Source organism: Actinotalea sp. (genome assembly GCF_035443605.1).
Classification (GTDB): domain Bacteria; phylum Actinomycetota; class Actinomycetes; order Actinomycetales; family Cellulomonadaceae; genus Actinotalea.
In genome coordinates this window covers 34,645-50,629 of record NZ_DAORSQ010000002.1, presented here as the reverse complement: position 1 = coordinate 50,629, position 15,985 = coordinate 34,645, and the positions used below count along the sequence as shown (strand labels likewise).

Annotated in this window: 15 protein-coding genes; 6 read left to right on the top strand and 9 right to left on the bottom strand. The window is 75.8% G+C overall.

The window, feature by feature from the left end; translation table 11 throughout:
• The 3 genes from PKY62_RS00620 to PKY62_RS00610 form a co-directional block, all read right to left on the bottom strand.
• Positions 1-1,043, bottom strand: a 1,043-nt coding sequence (locus PKY62_RS00620; RefSeq protein ID WP_324533796.1) for a UvrD-helicase domain-containing protein, incomplete at its 3' end; no start/stop codon positions are given.
• Positions 1,040-4,270 carry an ATP-dependent helicase gene (locus PKY62_RS00615; RefSeq protein WP_324533794.1) on the bottom strand — a complete coding sequence of 1,077 codons (3,231 nt, stop codon included), beginning with the start codon at positions 4,268-4,270 and terminating at the stop codon, positions 1,040-1,042. The genes PKY62_RS00620 and PKY62_RS00615, both read right to left, overlap by 4 nt.
• A 49-nt stretch (positions 4,271-4,319) precedes the next feature.
• Positions 4,320-5,234 carry a DUF3152 domain-containing protein gene (locus PKY62_RS00610; protein ID WP_324533792.1) on the bottom strand — a complete coding sequence of 305 codons (915 nt, stop codon included), beginning with the start codon at positions 5,232-5,234 and terminating at the stop codon, positions 4,320-4,322.
• A 94-nt stretch (positions 5,235-5,328) separates the two neighbouring features.
• Here PKY62_RS00610 and PKY62_RS00605 point away from each other — a divergent pair, with 94 nt between their 5' ends.
• Both PKY62_RS00605 and PKY62_RS00600 read left to right on the top strand, forming a co-directional pair.
• Positions 5,329-5,973 (top strand): TetR/AcrR family transcriptional regulator, encoded by a 645-nt coding sequence (locus PKY62_RS00605; protein ID WP_324533790.1) that lies wholly within the window; start codon positions 5,329-5,331, stop codon positions 5,971-5,973.
• A 69-nt stretch (positions 5,974-6,042) separates the two neighbouring features.
• Positions 6,043-6,267, top strand: coding sequence for a DUF3107 domain-containing protein (locus tag PKY62_RS00600; RefSeq protein ID WP_324533788.1), 225 nt, complete (start codon positions 6,043-6,045; stop codon positions 6,265-6,267).
• Positions 6,268-6,298: 31 nt separating this feature from the next.
• Here the strand turns inward: PKY62_RS00600 and PKY62_RS00595 are convergent, their stop codons facing one another.
• Positions 6,299-7,000 carry a ferritin-like fold-containing protein gene (locus PKY62_RS00595; RefSeq protein ID WP_324533785.1) on the bottom strand — a complete coding sequence of 234 codons (702 nt, stop codon included), beginning with the start codon at positions 6,998-7,000 and terminating at the stop codon, positions 6,299-6,301.
• A 197-nt stretch (positions 7,001-7,197) separates the two neighbouring features.
• Here PKY62_RS00595 and PKY62_RS00590 point away from each other — a divergent pair, with 197 nt between their 5' ends.
• Complete coding sequence (locus PKY62_RS00590) at positions 7,198-8,904, top strand: DEAD/DEAH box helicase (protein ID WP_324533783.1); 1,707 nt, start codon at positions 7,198-7,200, stop codon at positions 8,902-8,904.
• A 42-nt stretch (positions 8,905-8,946) separates the two neighbouring features.
• Here the strand turns inward: PKY62_RS00590 and PKY62_RS00585 are convergent, their stop codons facing one another.
• Positions 8,947-9,543, bottom strand: coding sequence for a MarC family protein (locus PKY62_RS00585; protein ID WP_324533829.1), 597 nt, complete (start codon positions 9,541-9,543; stop codon positions 8,947-8,949).
• A gap of 17 nt (positions 9,544-9,560) precedes the next feature.
• Positions 9,561-10,403: a PHP domain-containing protein gene (locus PKY62_RS00580; RefSeq protein WP_324533781.1), complete on the bottom strand. Its 843-nt coding sequence runs from the start codon at positions 10,401-10,403 to the stop codon at positions 9,561-9,563.
• Between the two features lie 59 nt (positions 10,404-10,462).
• Here PKY62_RS00580 and PKY62_RS00575 point away from each other — a divergent pair, with 59 nt between their 5' ends.
• On the top strand, positions 10,463-11,968 hold the full coding sequence (locus PKY62_RS00575) for an aminopeptidase P family protein (RefSeq protein WP_324533780.1): 1,506 nt from the start codon (positions 10,463-10,465) through the stop codon (positions 11,966-11,968).
• A 44-nt stretch (positions 11,969-12,012) separates the two neighbouring features.
• Here the strand turns inward: PKY62_RS00575 and PKY62_RS00570 are convergent, their stop codons facing one another.
• From PKY62_RS00570 to PKY62_RS00560, 3 genes are all read right to left on the bottom strand, one after another.
• Entirely contained in the window at positions 12,013-12,264 is a 252-nt protein-coding gene (locus PKY62_RS00570; RefSeq protein ID WP_324533778.1) for a type II toxin-antitoxin system antitoxin, read from the bottom strand.
• Positions 12,265-12,277: 13 nt separating this feature from the next.
• A complete protein-coding gene (locus PKY62_RS00565) occupies positions 12,278-13,210 on the bottom strand; it encodes an SPFH domain-containing protein (protein WP_324533776.1) in 933 nt (310 codons plus the stop codon).
• A gap of 89 nt (positions 13,211-13,299) precedes the next feature.
• Positions 13,300-13,980, bottom strand: a complete 681-nt coding sequence (locus tag PKY62_RS00560) for a YflT domain-containing protein (RefSeq protein WP_324533774.1) — start codon at positions 13,978-13,980, stop codon at positions 13,300-13,302.
• A gap of 108 nt (positions 13,981-14,088) precedes the next feature.
• On the opposite strand from PKY62_RS00560, the gene PKY62_RS00555 reads away from it, so the two are divergent.
• Together PKY62_RS00555 and PKY62_RS00550 are read left to right on the top strand one after the other, a co-directional pair.
• Positions 14,089-15,381 (top strand): magnesium transporter MgtE N-terminal domain-containing protein, encoded by a 1,293-nt coding sequence (locus tag PKY62_RS00555; protein ID WP_324533772.1) that lies wholly within the window; start codon positions 14,089-14,091, stop codon positions 15,379-15,381.
• A complete protein-coding gene (locus tag PKY62_RS00550; protein ID WP_324533770.1) occupies positions 15,374-15,955 on the top strand; it encodes a DUF1003 domain-containing protein in 582 nt (193 codons plus the stop codon). The genes PKY62_RS00555 and PKY62_RS00550 overlap by 8 nt, the downstream gene beginning before the upstream one ends.
• Positions 15,956-15,985: the final 30 nt, after the last annotated feature.

Here is a 15,985-nt window from a genome sequence, read left to right as displayed (position 1 = left end):
CCGCCGTCGTGCGCGCTGCCGCCCGTGGCGACCGGGTCCCGCACCACGCGGGGGAAGTCCTCGACGAACCGGGCCAGGCCCCCGGCGCTCGCTCCGCGCCAGCCGTAGATCGACTGGTGCGGGTCCCCGACAGCGGTGACCGGGTGGCCGACGCCCGGCCCGGCGTCCCGGCCGTACAGGCTGCGCAGCAGCACGAGCTGCGCCACCGAGGTGTCCTGGTACTCGTCGAGGAGAACGACGTCGAACCGTGCGCGCTCGGCGGCGCCGACCTCGGGGGCCTCGCGCGCCAGCCGCGCGGCGAGGGCCACCTGGTCGCCGAAGTCGAGCACGTCCCGCTCCCGCTTGCGCGCTGTGAAGGCCTCGACGAGGTCGACCAGGCGGGCGCGCAGCGCCGCGGACGATGCCACGTCGCGCAGCAGCCGGGCATCGGCCGCGAGCACCCGGTCGACGAGCGGGGCCCGCGTCAGTGCGTCGACCAGCCGCTCGGCCTCGGCGCGCAGCTCCGCCGGCTCGACGAGGTGCTCGGCGAGCTGCCCGGCCAGGCTGAGCACCGCGTCGACGACGGTCGACGCCGCGCTGTCCACCTCGAGGTCGGCTGCCCAGTGCTCGACGACGTCGTGCGCCAGCTGCCACCGGCCCGCCTCCCCGAGCAGCCGCGCGGACGGCTCGAGACCGAGGCGCAGCGCGTGGTCGCCCACCAGCCCGGCGGCGTACGAGTTGTAGGTGGAGATGGTGGGTGCGCTGAACACCGAGGTGCGGACCGCGGGGTCCAGCCGCCCGCGCAGGCTGCGCAGCCGCGCGCGCACGCGGTCCGACAGCTCGCCGGCCGCCTTGCGCGTGAACGTCAGCCCGAGGATCCGGTCCGGCTCCACCAGGCCGTTGGCGATGAGGTAGACCACCCGGGCGGCCATGGTCTCCGTCTTGCCCGAGCCGGCCCCGGCCACGACGAGCAACGGCTCGAGCGGTGCCTCGATGATGGCCGCCTGCTCGTCGGTCGGCGCGTGCTGGCCGAGCAGATCAGCGATCTGCGCTGCGGTCCTCATCCGCCCACCACCCGCCCCTCGGACTGTGCCGGGCACGAGCGCCGCACCGGGCACACGCGGCACAGGGCGTTGCGCGAGGCCGCGACGGCCGATCGGCTGACCGTCTCGGCGACCTGCTCGACGAGCTCGCGCGCCCAGCCGGGCTCCGCGTCCTGCGACAGCGCGGGCTGAGGTCGGATCGCCGGCGTGGCCGCCCCGGTGCCGACGTAGACGAGGCCGGCGCCGGCGCACCGCGCGCCCGGGAGCACCTCGTCGAACCCGCCCGCCTCGACAGCGAGCTGGTAGGCGCCCAGCTGCGGGTGCCGCTGGGCGTCGGCCTTGGACACCGGGACGCGCCCCGTCTTGAGGTCGACCACGCGCAGGCCGGAGCGCCCGTGCTCGTCCGGCCCGGTGCGCTCGAGCCGGTCGACGGCGCCGCGCAGCACCACGCGGCCGAGCTGCACGCTGAACGGTCGTTCGACGGCCACGACCGGGTCCGCAGCTCCCAGGTACGCGCCGAGCTGGCGGACCATCGCGTCGGCCCGGCGTCGCTGCACCGCGCCGAGCCACCCGTCCCCGGCCCCGAGCTCGCCCCAGCGCGCGTCGAGCAGCGCCCCGAGCTCGGCGGCGGTGCCGCTCGGCAGCTCCGCGGCGATGGCGTGCACCAGCGTGCCGAGCGACTGCTCGCCCGAGTCCGCCGCCGTGCCGCCCGCCGTCTCGAGGGCCCAGCGCAGCGCGCACGTCGACGCGGACTCCAGCCGCGACGGCGACAGCGGGACCGGACCGTCCGGGGGCCACAGGGGAGCGTCGGTCGACAGGTCGCGGGCGCCGTACCACTCGTCCGGGTCGGCACCCGCCACGTCGTGCGCCGCGAGGCGGGCCAGGAGCGCCGCGGCGGGGTGGTCGGGCCGCGGGTCGGCCTCGAGCTCTGCGCGGCACTGGGCGACGACGGCGCGCAGGTCCAGCGCCGCCGGGACGGTGGTCAGCCGCGGGTCGGGACCGTCGGCCGGGCCGGGCTCGACGAGGTCGACGAGCGCGGAGGGCAGCCGGTCGACGTCCCGCACGGCGGTCACGACGAGCCGGGCTCTCGCTCGCGAGATGGCGACGGCGAACGTGCGGAGCTCGTCGTCGAGCACCGCCGTGCGCGCCTCGGCTGCCAGGACCGCCGGAGCGCCACCCCCGCGACCGCCCGCCCCGCCACGCGCCGGCCCGCCCGCACCGGGTGGACCGCCGGTGCCGCCCGTCGCGCGGCCCGCGAGCACCTCGACGAGGTGCTGGGCCCCGAGCACCGAGTCGCGCAGGCGCAGGTCCGGCCACGTGCCCTCCTGGACGCCCGCGACGACGACGAGGTCCCACTGCCGGCCCGCCGCGCCGGCCGCGGTGAGCAGGGCGACGGACTCGGCGGCGTCGCCGTGCGCGGCGAGGGTGTCGGCTGGCAGGTCCTGGGACTGCAGGTGCTCGAGGAACGCGGCCGCCGGCGCCTGGGGCATCCGGTCGACGAACTGCTCGGCGGCCGTGAACAGCGCCAGCACGGCGTCGAGGTCCCGGTCGGCGCGGGCACCGGCGGCGCCGCCGAGCAGCGCGGCCCGCTGCCACGGGACGGACAGCCCGCCGGCCGACCACAGCGCCCACAGCACGTCGAGCACCGTGGCGCCCGGCAGACCGTGCGCCGCGCGGCCGGCGGCGAGCACCTGTGCCAGGTGCACGACGCGCCGCGGCCCGGGGGGCAGGGTCGCGCCGCGCGCCGGGTCCGCCAGCACCTCGAGCAGCAGCGGGTCGCTCGACCGACCACCGCCGCCGGCGAGCTCCTCGTCGCGCAGGGCCCTGCGCAGGCGTCGCACGCCCACGGCGTCGAGGCCGCCCAGCGGCGAGGTGAGCAGCACGGCGGCGTCATCGGCGCTGACCGCCTCGGGCGCCAGGACGGCGGCGAGCGCACCGAGCAGGGGCCGCACGGCGGGCTCGCCGCGCAGCGGCACCTCGCTGCCCAGCACCGACACCGGCACCTGGGCACCGACGAGCGCGCGCCGCAGCTCCGTGACCTGCGCACCCGAGCGCACGACGACGGCCATGGCGCTCCAGGCGAGGCCGTCGTGCAGGTGGGCGGCCCGCAGCCGGTAGGCGACGTAGGCGGCCTCCTGGGCCGGCGACCGCAGCAGCCGCACCTCCACGCCGCCGTCGAGGTCCGCGCCGCTCGCGGTCTGCGCCGCGCGGTGCGCCCGCCCCGGGCCCCGGATCTCCTCGGTGACCGCGCGCACCACGGCGCGCAGCGCCGGACCGTGCCGCCACACCGTGCCCAGCACGCGCTCGTCGGCACCGAAGGCCCCGAGCTCCGACCCGGCCGGCAGCGTCGCCCGGTCGACGAGCGCGGGGCTCGCGCCCCGGAACGTCTGCACCGCGGCATCCGGGTCGGCGAGCAGCACGAGACCTGCGCCGTCGTCCGCGAGCGCGTGCAGCAGCCGGGCCGTCGCTGCCGTCGCCTCCTGGTAGTCGTCCACCACCACCGCGCGCCAGCGCGGCCGCGGCGCTCCGGGCACCTCGGCCTCCCACGCGAGCAGCGCCTCGGTCGCCTCGTCGAGCACGACGGCAGGGTCGTACCGCGCCCCCGCGTCTGGCGTGCCGGAGCGCAGCCGCGTGACGTCGAGGTACTCGGCGTAGACCTCGGCAGCGGCCTCCCACTCGGGGCGCGCATGCCGCCGTCCGAGCGCCGCGAGGTCCGCGGGGCGCAGCCCTCGCTCCGCGGCGCGCATCAGCAGGTCGCGCAGCTCGTCGCGGAAGGCCCGCAGGCCGAGTGCCGCCCGGGGGACGCCCGCGGGCCACTCGACCGCCGCACCCTCCCCCGCCAGGTGCCCGGCGAGCAGGTCCGCCAGGACGAGGTCCTGCTCCGGGCCGCTGATGAGCGTGGGGGTCGGCTCACCGAGCAGTGCGGCGCGGGCCCGCAGCACGGAGAATGCCAGCGAGGCCGAGGTGCGCACGACGGGCTGGCCGGCGGTCCGGGCGAGGCGGCCGGACAGCTCGTCGCGCAGCCGCGCCGCCGCGCGCCGGCTGGGCGCGAGCAGCAGCACCTCGCCGTCGGTCCCGGCGTGCTCGGCCAGCCGGTCGACCACCGACGCCAGCGCCGTGAGCGACTTGCCGGTCCCCGGCGCCCCGCGCACCAGCAGCGCCGCACCCCGGTGCGCGACGGCGGCGTGCTGGGCCTCGTCGAGCGCAGGCCACGGCCGCCACGGGGGCGGTCCGGCGAGGGTGAGCACCCGACGATCCCACCACACCCCACCGACACCCGGCGGTGGCCGCCCGACCTCAGCCCGCGTCGGGGAACGGCCACCCGTTGGGCAGGCACGGCGCGACGGAGATGGTCTGCTGCTGCATGATCGGCGCGACCTGCCCCGCAGCCGGGCACTGCACGTGCTGCCTTCCCAGCAGGTGCCCGACCTCGTGGTTGACGAGGTACTGGCGGTACTGGGTCATGTCGGTGAACTCGTCTGCCCCGGACACCCAGCGCGTGTGGTTGAGCGCTGCGTGCCCGTACCGCCCGCACGAGTAGATGCCCCGGGTGTTGAGCGGCGCACACATGTCGTCGACCGTGTCCGGCGAGGCCAGCACCACCCGGACCTGGGCCTCGCCGTCCGTCCGGGCGAAGCTCACCGAGCCGTCCGCGCCCCAGCCGCGCGGGTCGTTGAGCGTCGCCATGACCGTCGCCGCGAACGCGACCGGGTCGATGTCCAGGCCGGCCTCGACCTCCACGCGCACGGTCCGCACGTCCGCCGCCGGGTTCGGCGCGGGCTCGCCGCCGGGCACGATCACGAGCTCCCCGCTCGCGGACGTCGGCTCGGCCAACGAGGTCAGCCCCGCGGCGCGGTCCGCGGCGGTCAGGCCGGCGGCGTCGACGGCGTCCGGGTCGACCACCGCGACGGGCGTGGGCGTCGGCGTGGGCGTCGGAGTGGGGGTCTGCGTGGGGGTCGCCGAGGGCTCCGGCGCGACCGCGTCGGCGGCACCCACCTCGACGGCCGCCGCGGGTGCGGGGCGGCCGAGCAGCGGCTCCACCGCGCCGGCGAGGGCGACCCCGGCCCCTGCCCCGCCGAGCAGCGCGACGCTTCCGGCAGCCAGCAGCACGAGCGCACCGAAGCGCGGCGTCCGCAGCCCGGCCGCGAGCGACGGACGGCGCCCGTGCCGTGGCTCGGGTGACGTCCGGACGCTCGTCCGGCTGCTGGTCATCGCACCATGGTCGCACCGCGAGCCGGGCGCGTCACGCCGCCGGCACCGCGCGGAGCCCCCGCGCGCGAGGTGGCACCTGGCTAGCATCAGGGGGGTGAACCGACCTCGTGCACCTCGGATGTCGCGTGACGACCGTCGCGCCCAGGTGCTCACGGTCGCGCAGGAGCTCTTCGCCCGCGAGGGCTTCCACCACGTGTCGATGGACGACATCGCCGTCCGCGCCGAGGTGAGCAAGCCCGTCCTCTACCGTCACTTCCCGTCCAAGCTGGACCTCTACCTCGCCGTCGTCGACCACCGCGGCGAGGCGCTCGTTGCGGCCGTCGACGCCGCGCTGGCCCGCGCCGAGACGGACGACGACCAGCCGGCCGACGGCTCGACGACGCCGCGGGTGGTCCGCGCGCTCGTCGGCGCGTACGTGGCGTTCGTCGAGGATGCCGGGGACTCGTCCTCGCTGCTCTTCGAGTCCGACGTCACGCACGACGACGCCGTGCGTGCGCGGGTCGAGAGCGCGTCGGACCAGGCTGCCCGCGCCATCAGTCGCGGCCTGCGCGACGCCACCGGCCTGCCGTCCGCGCACGCCGACCTGCTGGCCGCGGCGCTCGTGGGCATGGCGCAGGTGGCCGCCACGCACCGCTACCGCTCGCGCGACGTCGCCGTCGACGAGGCGGTGGAGCTCGTCAGCCGCCTCGCCTGGGGCGGCGTGAGCGGCCTGCGCCCCGCGGAGGGCGGCCCGTCCTGACCTGGCCGGGCGCGCTCGCCGGGCCCGCCTAGGATGGGTCGACGGCCCCGGACGGTGGAGGAGAACGGCGTGGAGATCACGATCGGTGTGCAGAACGTGGCGCGGGAGCTGGTCCTGGAGACCGAGCTGACCTCGGACGCGGTGGTCAAGCAGGTGCTCAAGGCCCTCGAGGTCGGCGCCCCGCTGGAGCTGACCGACACCCGGGGTCGACGCGTCGTCGTGCCTGCCGGGTCGCTGGGCTATGTCGAGATCGGTGGCGACGAGGCCCGCAAGGTCGGGTTCCACACCAGCTGACCGGCGGGGCCCGGGCTGCGGACCCGGTGCGTCAGGGGGTCAGGCCGAGACGCTGCATCCGGCGGCTGTGCTCCGCGGTGAGCATCGCGAACATGCGCGCCTGCCCCTCGCCCTCGGGCATCGCACGTTCCACGAGCACCTGGATCTCCGGGTGCACGGTGAGCACGCTCTGCACCACGCCCAGCGCCTCGCCCACCAGCCGCCTGCCCCACAGGGCGAGCCGGGAGGCCAGGGTCGCGTCCTGCAGCGCCGCAGCGGCGAGCGTGTCCACCACGAGCTGGGCCAGGCCGTCGTCGGACAGCGCGTCGGCGACCACCACCCGCGTCGTCGGGTCGACGGCGGCGGAGACCATCCCGGTGAAGTCGTCCGCCACGCCGTAGCCGACGTAGGCCTTGAGCAGCCGCTCCCACCACGTGCTGGGCTGCGTCCGGCGGTCGAACTCGAGCAGCACCCCGGAGAACGGCGCCATCACCGGCTGCAGGTCCCCGCCCAGCTCGGCGACCCGCGCGGCGACGTCGTCGAGGCTGTCGAGCGCGTGCCGGGCGAGGCGGGCCAGCGCGAGCCGCTCGGCGAGCGTGGGGGCAAGGGCGGAGTCCGCGGCGAGCCGCGTGAAGGCAGCGAGCTCGCTGTAGGCGAGCATCCCGAGCACCGGGAGCGCCCCGTCGTCCACCCCGGCTGGCGCCGTCACGGGGGGCTGGGCCGGTGCGGGGCCGGACGGCGTCGTCGAGGTCATCCCGCCAGGCTATAGGCTGGGTGGGTACATCGGTTGACCGGTCGTTTCGACTTCCTCGCCCGCGGGGGTGCTCAGCACCCGGATCGCGGGCGGCGCCCTGCGCGATCGGCTGCCGGCCCTGCCCGCGGCGCGGCCCGCCGGTGCGACCCCGTCGCACTGACGCGTGTGGCCCCGTGGCACCGACCCGAGGTAGGACCATGACCACCACCACCGAGCAGCACGGCGCCGACGCCGGCTCACCCTTCCCCGTCATCAGCGACGACGCGACCGTCGGCGACAGCGCGCAGTCCAGCGTGCAGAGCCTGGAGCACCAGTCGTTCGGCGACTACGGCATCCGCGAGGAGATCGTCGCCGCGCTGGCAGACCACGGCATCACGCACCCGTTCCCCATCCAGGCCATGACCCTTCCGGTCGCCCTGTCGCGGCACGACATCATCGGCCAGGCCAAGACGGGCACCGGCAAGACCCTGGGCTTCGGGCTGCCGCTGCTCGAGCACGTCGTCGCCCCCGGCGAGGAGGGCTTCGACGAGCTGCCCGCCCCCGGCAAGCCGCAGGCCCTCGTCATCGTGCCGACCCGTGAGCTCGCGGTGCAGGTGGCCGGCGACCTCGAGACGGCGTCGCGCCGGCGCGCGGTGCGCGTGGTGCTGCTGTACGGCGGCCGCGCGTACGAGCCGCAGACGGAGGCCCTGGCCCGCGGGGTCGAGGTCGTCGTCGGCACGCCCGGCCGGATGATCGACCTCATGAACCAGGGGCACCTCGACCTGGCCCGCGCGCGCACCGTCGTGCTGGACGAGGCCGACGAGATGCTCGACCTGGGCTTCCTGCCCGACGTCGAGAAGCTGCTCGCCCGCACGCCGGCGTCGCGGCACACCATGCTCTTCTCCGCGACGATGCCGGGTGCCGTCGTGGCGATGGCCCGCCGCTACATGACCCAGCCCACGCACATCCGGGCCAACGACCCGAACGACGACGGCGCCACGCTCAAGGCGATCAAGCAGGTCGTCTACCGCGCGCACGCGATGGACAAGGTCGAGGTGCTCGCGCGGATCCTGCAGTCGAAGGGCCGCGGGCTGACGATCGTCTTCGCGCGGACCAAGCGCACGTGCGCCAAGGTGTCCGACGAGCTCGCCGACCGCGGCTTCGCCTCCGGCGCGATCCACGGCGACCTGGGCCAGGGCGCCCGCGAGCAGGCGCTGCGCGCGTTCCGCTCCGGCAAGATCGACGTGCTGGTGGCGACCGACGTCGCCGCGCGCGGCATCGACGTCGACGACGTCACCCACGTCATCAACTACCAGTGCCCCGAGGACGAGAAGACCTACCTGCACCGCACCGGTCGCACGGGTCGCGCGGGCAAGACCGGCACGGCCGTGACCTTCGTCGACTGGGACGACATGCCGCGCTGGGGCCTCATCGACAAGGCGCTGGACCTCGGCATCCCCGAGCCGGTGGAGACGTACTCCAGCTCGCCGCACCTGTACGACGACCTCGACATCCCCGCGGGCACCAAGGGGCGGCTGCCCAAGGCGGCGCAGGTCCGCGCCGGCCTCGGCGCCGAGGTGCTCGAGGACCTGGGTGAGACCGGCAAGCGGCACGGCAAGGCCGGCCACGGCTCGTCCGACGACGGCCACGGGCGCTCCGGCGGGCGTGACGGCGGCGGTCGCGGACGTTCCGGCGGCGGCGAGCGCTCCGGCGGTGGGGAGCGCTCCGGCGCCGGTCGCTCCGGCGGTGGGGAGCGCCCCCGCACGGGCGAGCGCGCGGCCGAGGCTCCCACCGGCCCGGCAGCCGAGCGTCCGGCGCGCACGACCGAGGGTGACGCCCCGGCCGGGGACGGCGCCAAGCGCCGGTCGCGCGGCCGCCGTCGCACCCGCGGCGGCAAGCCCTCGGACACCCCGACCCAGGACTGACCCGGTCGGGTCCCGCTGCAGCTGCAGCCTGACGCGGCCGCGTCAGGCTGCAGCGATGAAGGCCTTGACCGCGTCGGCGACGAGCTGGACCGCGATCGCGGCGAGGAGCAGGCCGGCGATCCGGCTGACGAGCGTGGTGCCGGAGTCCTTGAGCACGCGGTGCACCACGTTGGCGAACCGCATGGACAGGTACAGGGACACGTGGACGGCGACGATGCCCAGCGCGATCGACACCCACTGCGCCGGCTCGGTCGCGCGCTGCACGAAGACCATGGTCGCCACGATCGCGCCCGGCCCGGCGAGCAGCGGCGTGCCGAGCGGCACCATCGCGACGTTGACGCCCTTGTTGCCGGACGGCTGGGGCTCCTCGGACTTGCCGGTCAGCAGCTCCATGGCGACGAGCAGCAGCAGCAGCCCGCCGGAGGCCTGGAGAGCCGGCAGCGAGATGTGCATGTACGACAGCAGCTGCTGCCCGAAGAGCGCGAACGAGACGATGACACCGAACGCCACGAGGATCGCCTGCCGGGCCGCGCGGTTGCGCTGACGCGAGGTCATCGCCCCGGTCAGGCCGAGGAAGATCGGCACCGTCCCGGGCGGGTCCATGATCACGAACAGCGTGATGAAGACCTCAGCGAACATCCGGCCGTCGACGAGGCTCACGGTCGCACCACCGCCGTGCGCCCCTGCGCCTCGATCTCGGCCAGCACCTCGGGCCGGGTGGTGTGCTCGCCGAGGAGGTTCTCCTTGCCGGCGCCGTGGTAGTCGCTCGACCCGGTGACGAGGAGGCCCCAGCGCGCAGCGGCGGCGGTCAGCCGCTCGACCTGCTCCGGGGAGTTGTCCCGGTGGTGCACCTCGAGCCCCGCGAGCCCGGCCTCGACCATCGCCTCGATCTCCTTGTCGCTCACGGGGCGGTCGCGGCCCTCGGCACCGGGGTGCGCGACAACGGGCACCCCGCCGGCGGCCCGCACGAGGCGGATGGCGCGCAGCACCGGCGTCGCGTAGTGCGGCACGTAGTAGGGCGAGCCGGTGGCCAGGATCGTGGAGAACGCGGCGGTCCGGTCCGGCACGTGGCCCCGCGCCACCAGCGCGTCGGCGATGTGCGGGCGGCCAACGGTCGTGCCGGGGACCGTCTGCTCGAGGACGTCGTCCCAGGTGAGCTCGTAGTCCTGCGCCACGAGCTCCACGATCGACCGCGCCCGCGATCGGCGCGCGTCGCGGATCGTGTCCGCCTCGGCGCGCAGCGCCGCGTCGTCCGGGTCCGGCAGGTAGGACAGCAGGTGGACGCTGCGCCCACCGGCGCGGCAGGACATCTCGACGCCCCGCACCACGGCGACCCCGTGCTCCCGGCCCGCCGCGACGGCCTCGTCCCAGCCGGCGCTGGTGTCGTGGTCCGTCAGCGCGACGACGTCGAGACCCACCCACGCCGCGGAGGCCACCACCTGCGCGGGGGTCTGCGTGCCGTCGGAGGCCACGGAGTGGGTGTGGAGGTCGATGCGCACGGGTCCCAGGGTAGGGGGCGGGCGACCCGGGGCCGACCTGTCGGTGCGACCATGGGCGCATGGCAGAGCAGACCCCCGCAGAGCAGACCCTCGCGGACCGTGGCAGCAACCGGTCGCAGCGACCCTCCTCCCCCGCCTTCCGCGCGTTCATCGCCGACCGGTGGGCACCGCGCGCCGAGGCGGCCGTCGCGCCGGCCCCCGTCGCGGCCCACACCGCACCGCGCCGCGCCCGCCTCGGGGCCCAGTTCCCCGGCGAGCGGCTCGTGGTGCCGGCCGGCCCTCTGGTGACGCGCTCCAACGACACCGACTACCGGTTCCGCCCGCACTCGGCGTTCGCCCACCTCACCGGGCTGGGCACCGACCAGGAGCCCGACGCCGTCCTGGTGCTCCACCCCGTGCTCGACGGCCACGAGGCCGTGCTCTACCTGCGCCCTCCGGCCGGCCGCGACACCGAGGAGTTCTTCGCCGACTCGCGCTACGGCGAGTTCTGGGTCGGCGCGCGTCCGGGGCTCGCCGAGATCGCGGCCGTCACCGGCCTGCGCACCGCATCGATCGACGACCTGCCCGACGCCCTGGTCAAGGACGTCGGACCGGGCGGGGTCCGGCTGCGCGTCGTCCCCGACGCCGACCCGACGGTGAGCCTGCTGGTGGACGGTGCGCGCGCCGACAGCGGCCGCACCCTCGACGAGGACGCCGAGGCCGACGCCGGCCTTGCCGAGGCCGTCTCCGAGCTGCGCCTGGTCAAGGACGCCTACGAGGTCGCCCAGATGCGCGCGGCGGTCGCCGCGACCGTCGTCGGGTTCGAGCGTGTGGTGCGCCACCTCCCCCGTGCCGCCGTGCACCGCCGTGGCGAGCGCGTCATCGAGGCGGTCTTCGACGGCACGGCCCGCGAGGAGGGCAACGCCGTCGGCTACGAGACCATCGCCGCAGCCGGCGACCACGCGACCACGCTGCACTGGATCCGCAACGACGGCCAGGTGCGCCCCGGCGACCTCGTGCTCGTCGACGCCGGCGTGGAGGTCGAGTCCCTCTACACCGCCGACGTGACGCGCACCCTGCCCGTCGACGGGACGTTCACCGACACCCAGCGCCGGGTCTACCAGGCGGTGCTCGACGCCGCAGACGCCGCGTTCGCCGCCGCCCGGCCGGGTGCGCGGTTCCGTGACGTGCACGCCGCCGCGATGGAGGTCATCGCCGACCGGCTGGCCGGCTGGGGCCTGCTGCCCGGCACGGCCGCCGAGTCGCTGCTGCCCGATGGCCAGTTCCACCGCCGCTGGATGGTCCACGGCACGAGCCACCACCTCGGGCTCGACGTGCACGACTGCGCGCAGGCGCGACGCGAGATGTACCTCGACGGGGTCCTCGAGCCCGGCATGGTCTTCACCATCGAGCCGGGTCTGTACTTCAAGTCCGACGACGTCGCCGTCCCGGCCGAGTACCGCGGGATCGGCGTGCGGATCGAGGACGACGTGCTGGTCACGGCAGACGGCAACGAGAACCTGTCGGCCGCGCTGCCTCGGCGCCCGGACGACGTCGAGGCGTGGATGCGAGGGCTGCTCGGCTGAGGCACGCGCTCGGCTGGCCCGGCGCCCCGGCCGGCCGGCCGCCGTCAGGCCTGCTCGCGCGGCAGCCGGCCCGCCTGCTCGACGGCGCGACGCAGCAGCCACTCGACGTGCGCGTTGGTCGAGCGCAGGTCCTCGGCCGCCCAGCGCGCGAGCGCGTCGTGCACCGCGGGGTCGAGCCGCAGCAGCATCGCCTTGCGCTCGCGCGCGCCGGCGCGGGCCGGACGCGGCGGGCCGTCGCCCGCCACGCCGGCCCCGCCGTCCGGCGCGGCGCCGTCTGGCGTGCCGGGCGTGCTCATCCGCGCACCGACCTCACTGGTACAGGGTCCCGGTGTTGACCACCGGCGAGACCCTCGAGTCCCCGCACAGCACCACGAGCAGGTTGGAGACCATCGCGGCCTTGCGCTCCTCGTCGAGCTCGACCACACCCTGGGCGCGCAGCTCGGCGAGCGCCATCTGCACCATGCCCACCGCGCCCTCGACGATGATCGAGCGGGCAGCGATGACGGCGGCGGCCTGCTGGCGCTGGAGCATGGCCTGGGCGATCTCCGGCGCGTAGGCGAGGTGGCTGATCCGCACCTCGACGATCTCCAGGCCGGCCAGCGCCACGCGGGCGGCGACCTCCTGGGCGAGCTCGAGCGAGACGCTGTCCGTCGAGCCACGCAGCGACGGCTGGCCGTCCGGGCCGTCGTAGGGGTAGGTGCCGGCGACGTGCCGCACGGCGGACTCGGCCTGGACGGCGACGAAGGTGCTGTACGCCTCGACCGCGAAGGTCGCCTTGGCCGTGTCGGAGACCTGCCACACGACGATCGCGGCGATCTCGACGGGGTTGCCGGTCGCGTCGTTGACCTTCATCCGCGCGGTCTCGAAGTTCCGGACGCGCACGGAGACGGACCTGTGCGTGCTCAGCGGGACGAGCCAGACCAGGCCGGCGCGCCGCACGGTGCCGATGTACCGGCCGAAGAACTGGACCACCTGGGTGCGCCCGGGCTGGACGATCGTCAGGGACGACGCCGCGACGCCGGCCAGCACGAGGGCGATCCCGCCGAGGACGCCCAGCGAGCCGGAGCCGGACTCGTCCGAGCGGATGACGGCCCACACCCCGACCCCGCCGAGGGCCAGGGCGATGGCCAGCCCGAGGAACCCGTCGGTGTGCCACGCGGACCGCTCGCGGATGTCGACCTCGACGCCTCCTGGCCCGACGGGCCGGACGACCGGCTGGGGGTCACGCTCGACGACGCCCATGCTGATCACTGCCTCTCAGCGGCGCACCACCCTGGTACGTCCGCAATCACAGTGATATCACATCCGGCCGCTCCGCGGGCGGATCCCGCTCACGACTCCGGGCCGGCCGGTGGCTGCGTCGGCGGGACGACCGGGGTCGAGCCCGTCGCCGGGTGCGCGGGCGGGCTCAGCTGCGGGCTCACCGGCGCGGGCGAGGTGGCCGGCGCGGGCGGCGCGGCGGGCGTCGGCAGCCCCGGGGGCACGAGGCCGTCCACGGGCACGCGCGGCACAGCACGGCCCAGCCCCGGCCCGCCGTCGGCCGTGAGCACCGTGCGGGCGCGCTGCGCCACCTCGCCCGCGCACAGCAACGCGTACGTGGACGCGACGATCTGGCTCGAGGAGGTGAAGTCGCGCCTGCCCCCGGCGAACGCGTAGGAGATCACCGAGAAGAGGATGCCGAACGCCGCACCGATCGCGACGGCGGGCAGGATCGCGACCCCGGCGCTCTCGGCCGGAGCGAAGAGCGAGAGGAGCAGCCCGACGAACAGGCCGAACCACGCCCCGGAGGCCAGTCCGGCGACCGCGACCCGGGAGTACGTCAGCCGGCCGGTCACGCGCTCGACCATCTTGAGGTCGGTCCCGACGATGGTGACGTTCTGGACCGGGAACTCCTTGTCGGACAGGTGGTCGACGGCCTTCTGCGCCTCGAGGTACGTGGGGTACGCGGCGATCTGCTCGCCCTGCGGCGGCGTCGGCACGGCGGGGATGCGGGCTGACCTGTTCATCGTCATCCCGTGATCCTCTCCCAGACACCTGGGAGTTGCCAGGGAACCGCCTGAGGGAGGCGCCCTGCGGCCCGCCGCGCAGGCCCCCCGGCACCGCGCGGCTACGCTGGCGCGGTGAGCAGCGTCGGCACCCGGATCTTCGCCGCGCGCCTCGCCGGGACCGCCGTCTTCGACCCCCTCGGAGACCAGGTCGGGCGGGTGCGCGACGTCGTCGTCCTCCTGCGCGCCAAGGGCGCGCCCCGCGCGGTCGGCCTCGTGGTCGAGGTGCCGGGCCGGCGGCGCGTCTTCCTGCCGCTGACCCGCGTGACGAGCATCGACGCCGGGCAGGTGATCTCCACGGGCCTGGTCAACATGCGCCGCTTCGAGCAGCGCGCCTCGGAGACCCTCGCCCTCGGCGAGCTGCTGGACCGACGCGTCGAGCTGAGCGACGGCTCGGGCGAGGCGACGGTGGTCGACCTGGCGATCGAGCAGCAGCGCACGCGCGACTGGCTGGTGACCAAGCTCTTCGTGCGCCGCCAGGTGCCGGGCAAGTCCGGGCTGATGCGCCGCCGTGGGGAGACGCTCACGGTCGACGTCGGCGAGGTGCGCACGCTGGCCGGTGGAGCGGCCCAGGGCGCGGAGCTGCTGCTCGCCTCCTACGAGGACCTCAAGCCGGCCGACCTCGCCGACGTGCTGCACGACCTGGGCTCCGTGCGGCAGCTCGAGGTGGCCCGCGCGCTCAACAACGAGCGCCTCGCCGACGTGCTCGAGGAGCTGCCGGAGGACGACCAGGTCGCGATCCTGTCCGGGCTCGACGTCGACCGCGCGGCCGACGTGCTCGACGTCATGCAGCCGGACGACGCGGCGGACCTCATCGGCGAGCTGTCGGACGAGAAGGCCGCGGAGCTGCTCGAGCGGATGGAGCCGGAGGAGGCGCGCGACGTGCGCCGCCTGCTCGCCTACCAGGACGACACGGCGGGCGGTCTCATGACCACCGAGCCGGTGGTGCTCGGCCCCGAGGCGACCATCGCGGCCGCACTGGCCCACGTGCGCCGTCAGGACCTCACGCCCGCGCTGGCCTCGATGGTCTTCGTGGTGCGCCCACCGCTGGAGACGCCGTCCGGCCGGTTCCTCGGCGTGGTGCACATCCAGCGGCTGCTGCGCGAGGCACCGCACGACGCGCTCGGCGGGGTCCTCGACAACGAGATCGAGTCCCTCACCGCCGACGCCCCGCTGAGCCAGATCACGCGGCTCCTGGCCACCTACAACCTGCTCGCCCTGCCCGTGCTCGACGAGGAGCGGCGCCTGCTCGGTGCGGTCTCCGTCGACGACGTCCTCGACCACCTGCTGCCCGAGGACTGGCGCGAGGGCGACGACGAGGACACCGACCGGGCGATGACGGCGCAGCGCGAGGCCGGCCGTGGCTGAGCGCCTGGACCAGCCGCGCGAGGCGCGTCGCTCCGTGCTGCGCCCGCAGGTGGGCGCCGACACCTTCGGCAGGATCTCCGAGGGCATCGCCCGCTTCATGGGTACGCCCCGGTTCCTCGTCTACATGACGGCGTTCGTCGCGGCGTGGCTCGCCTGGAACTCGTGGATGCCCCAGGGCCTGCGCTTCGACAGCGCTGCCCTCGGGTTCACCGCGCTGACCCTCATGCTGTCGCTGCAGGCCTCCTACTCGGCACCGCTGATCCTGCTCGCGCAGAGCCGCCAGGCGGACCGGGACCGCGTGGCGGCAGAGCAGGACCGCCAGCGCGCCGAGCGGTCGCTGGCCGACACGGAGTTCCTCGCCCGCGAGATCGCCTCCCTGCGGATCGCGCTCGGCGAGGTCGCGACCCGCGACTTCGTGCGGTCCGAGCTGCGGGACCTGCTCGAGGAGATCACCGCGGAGCGAGAGGCGGCCCGGGACGCGGAGCGGGAGGCCGAGCGGGAGGCGTCCCGGGAGACGCACGCAGCCGACTGGCCCGACGGCGCGGCCGGGGGCCCGGAGCGCACCACGGCGTGAGGCGTCGCGACCCGTGCGCGCATCGCGCGG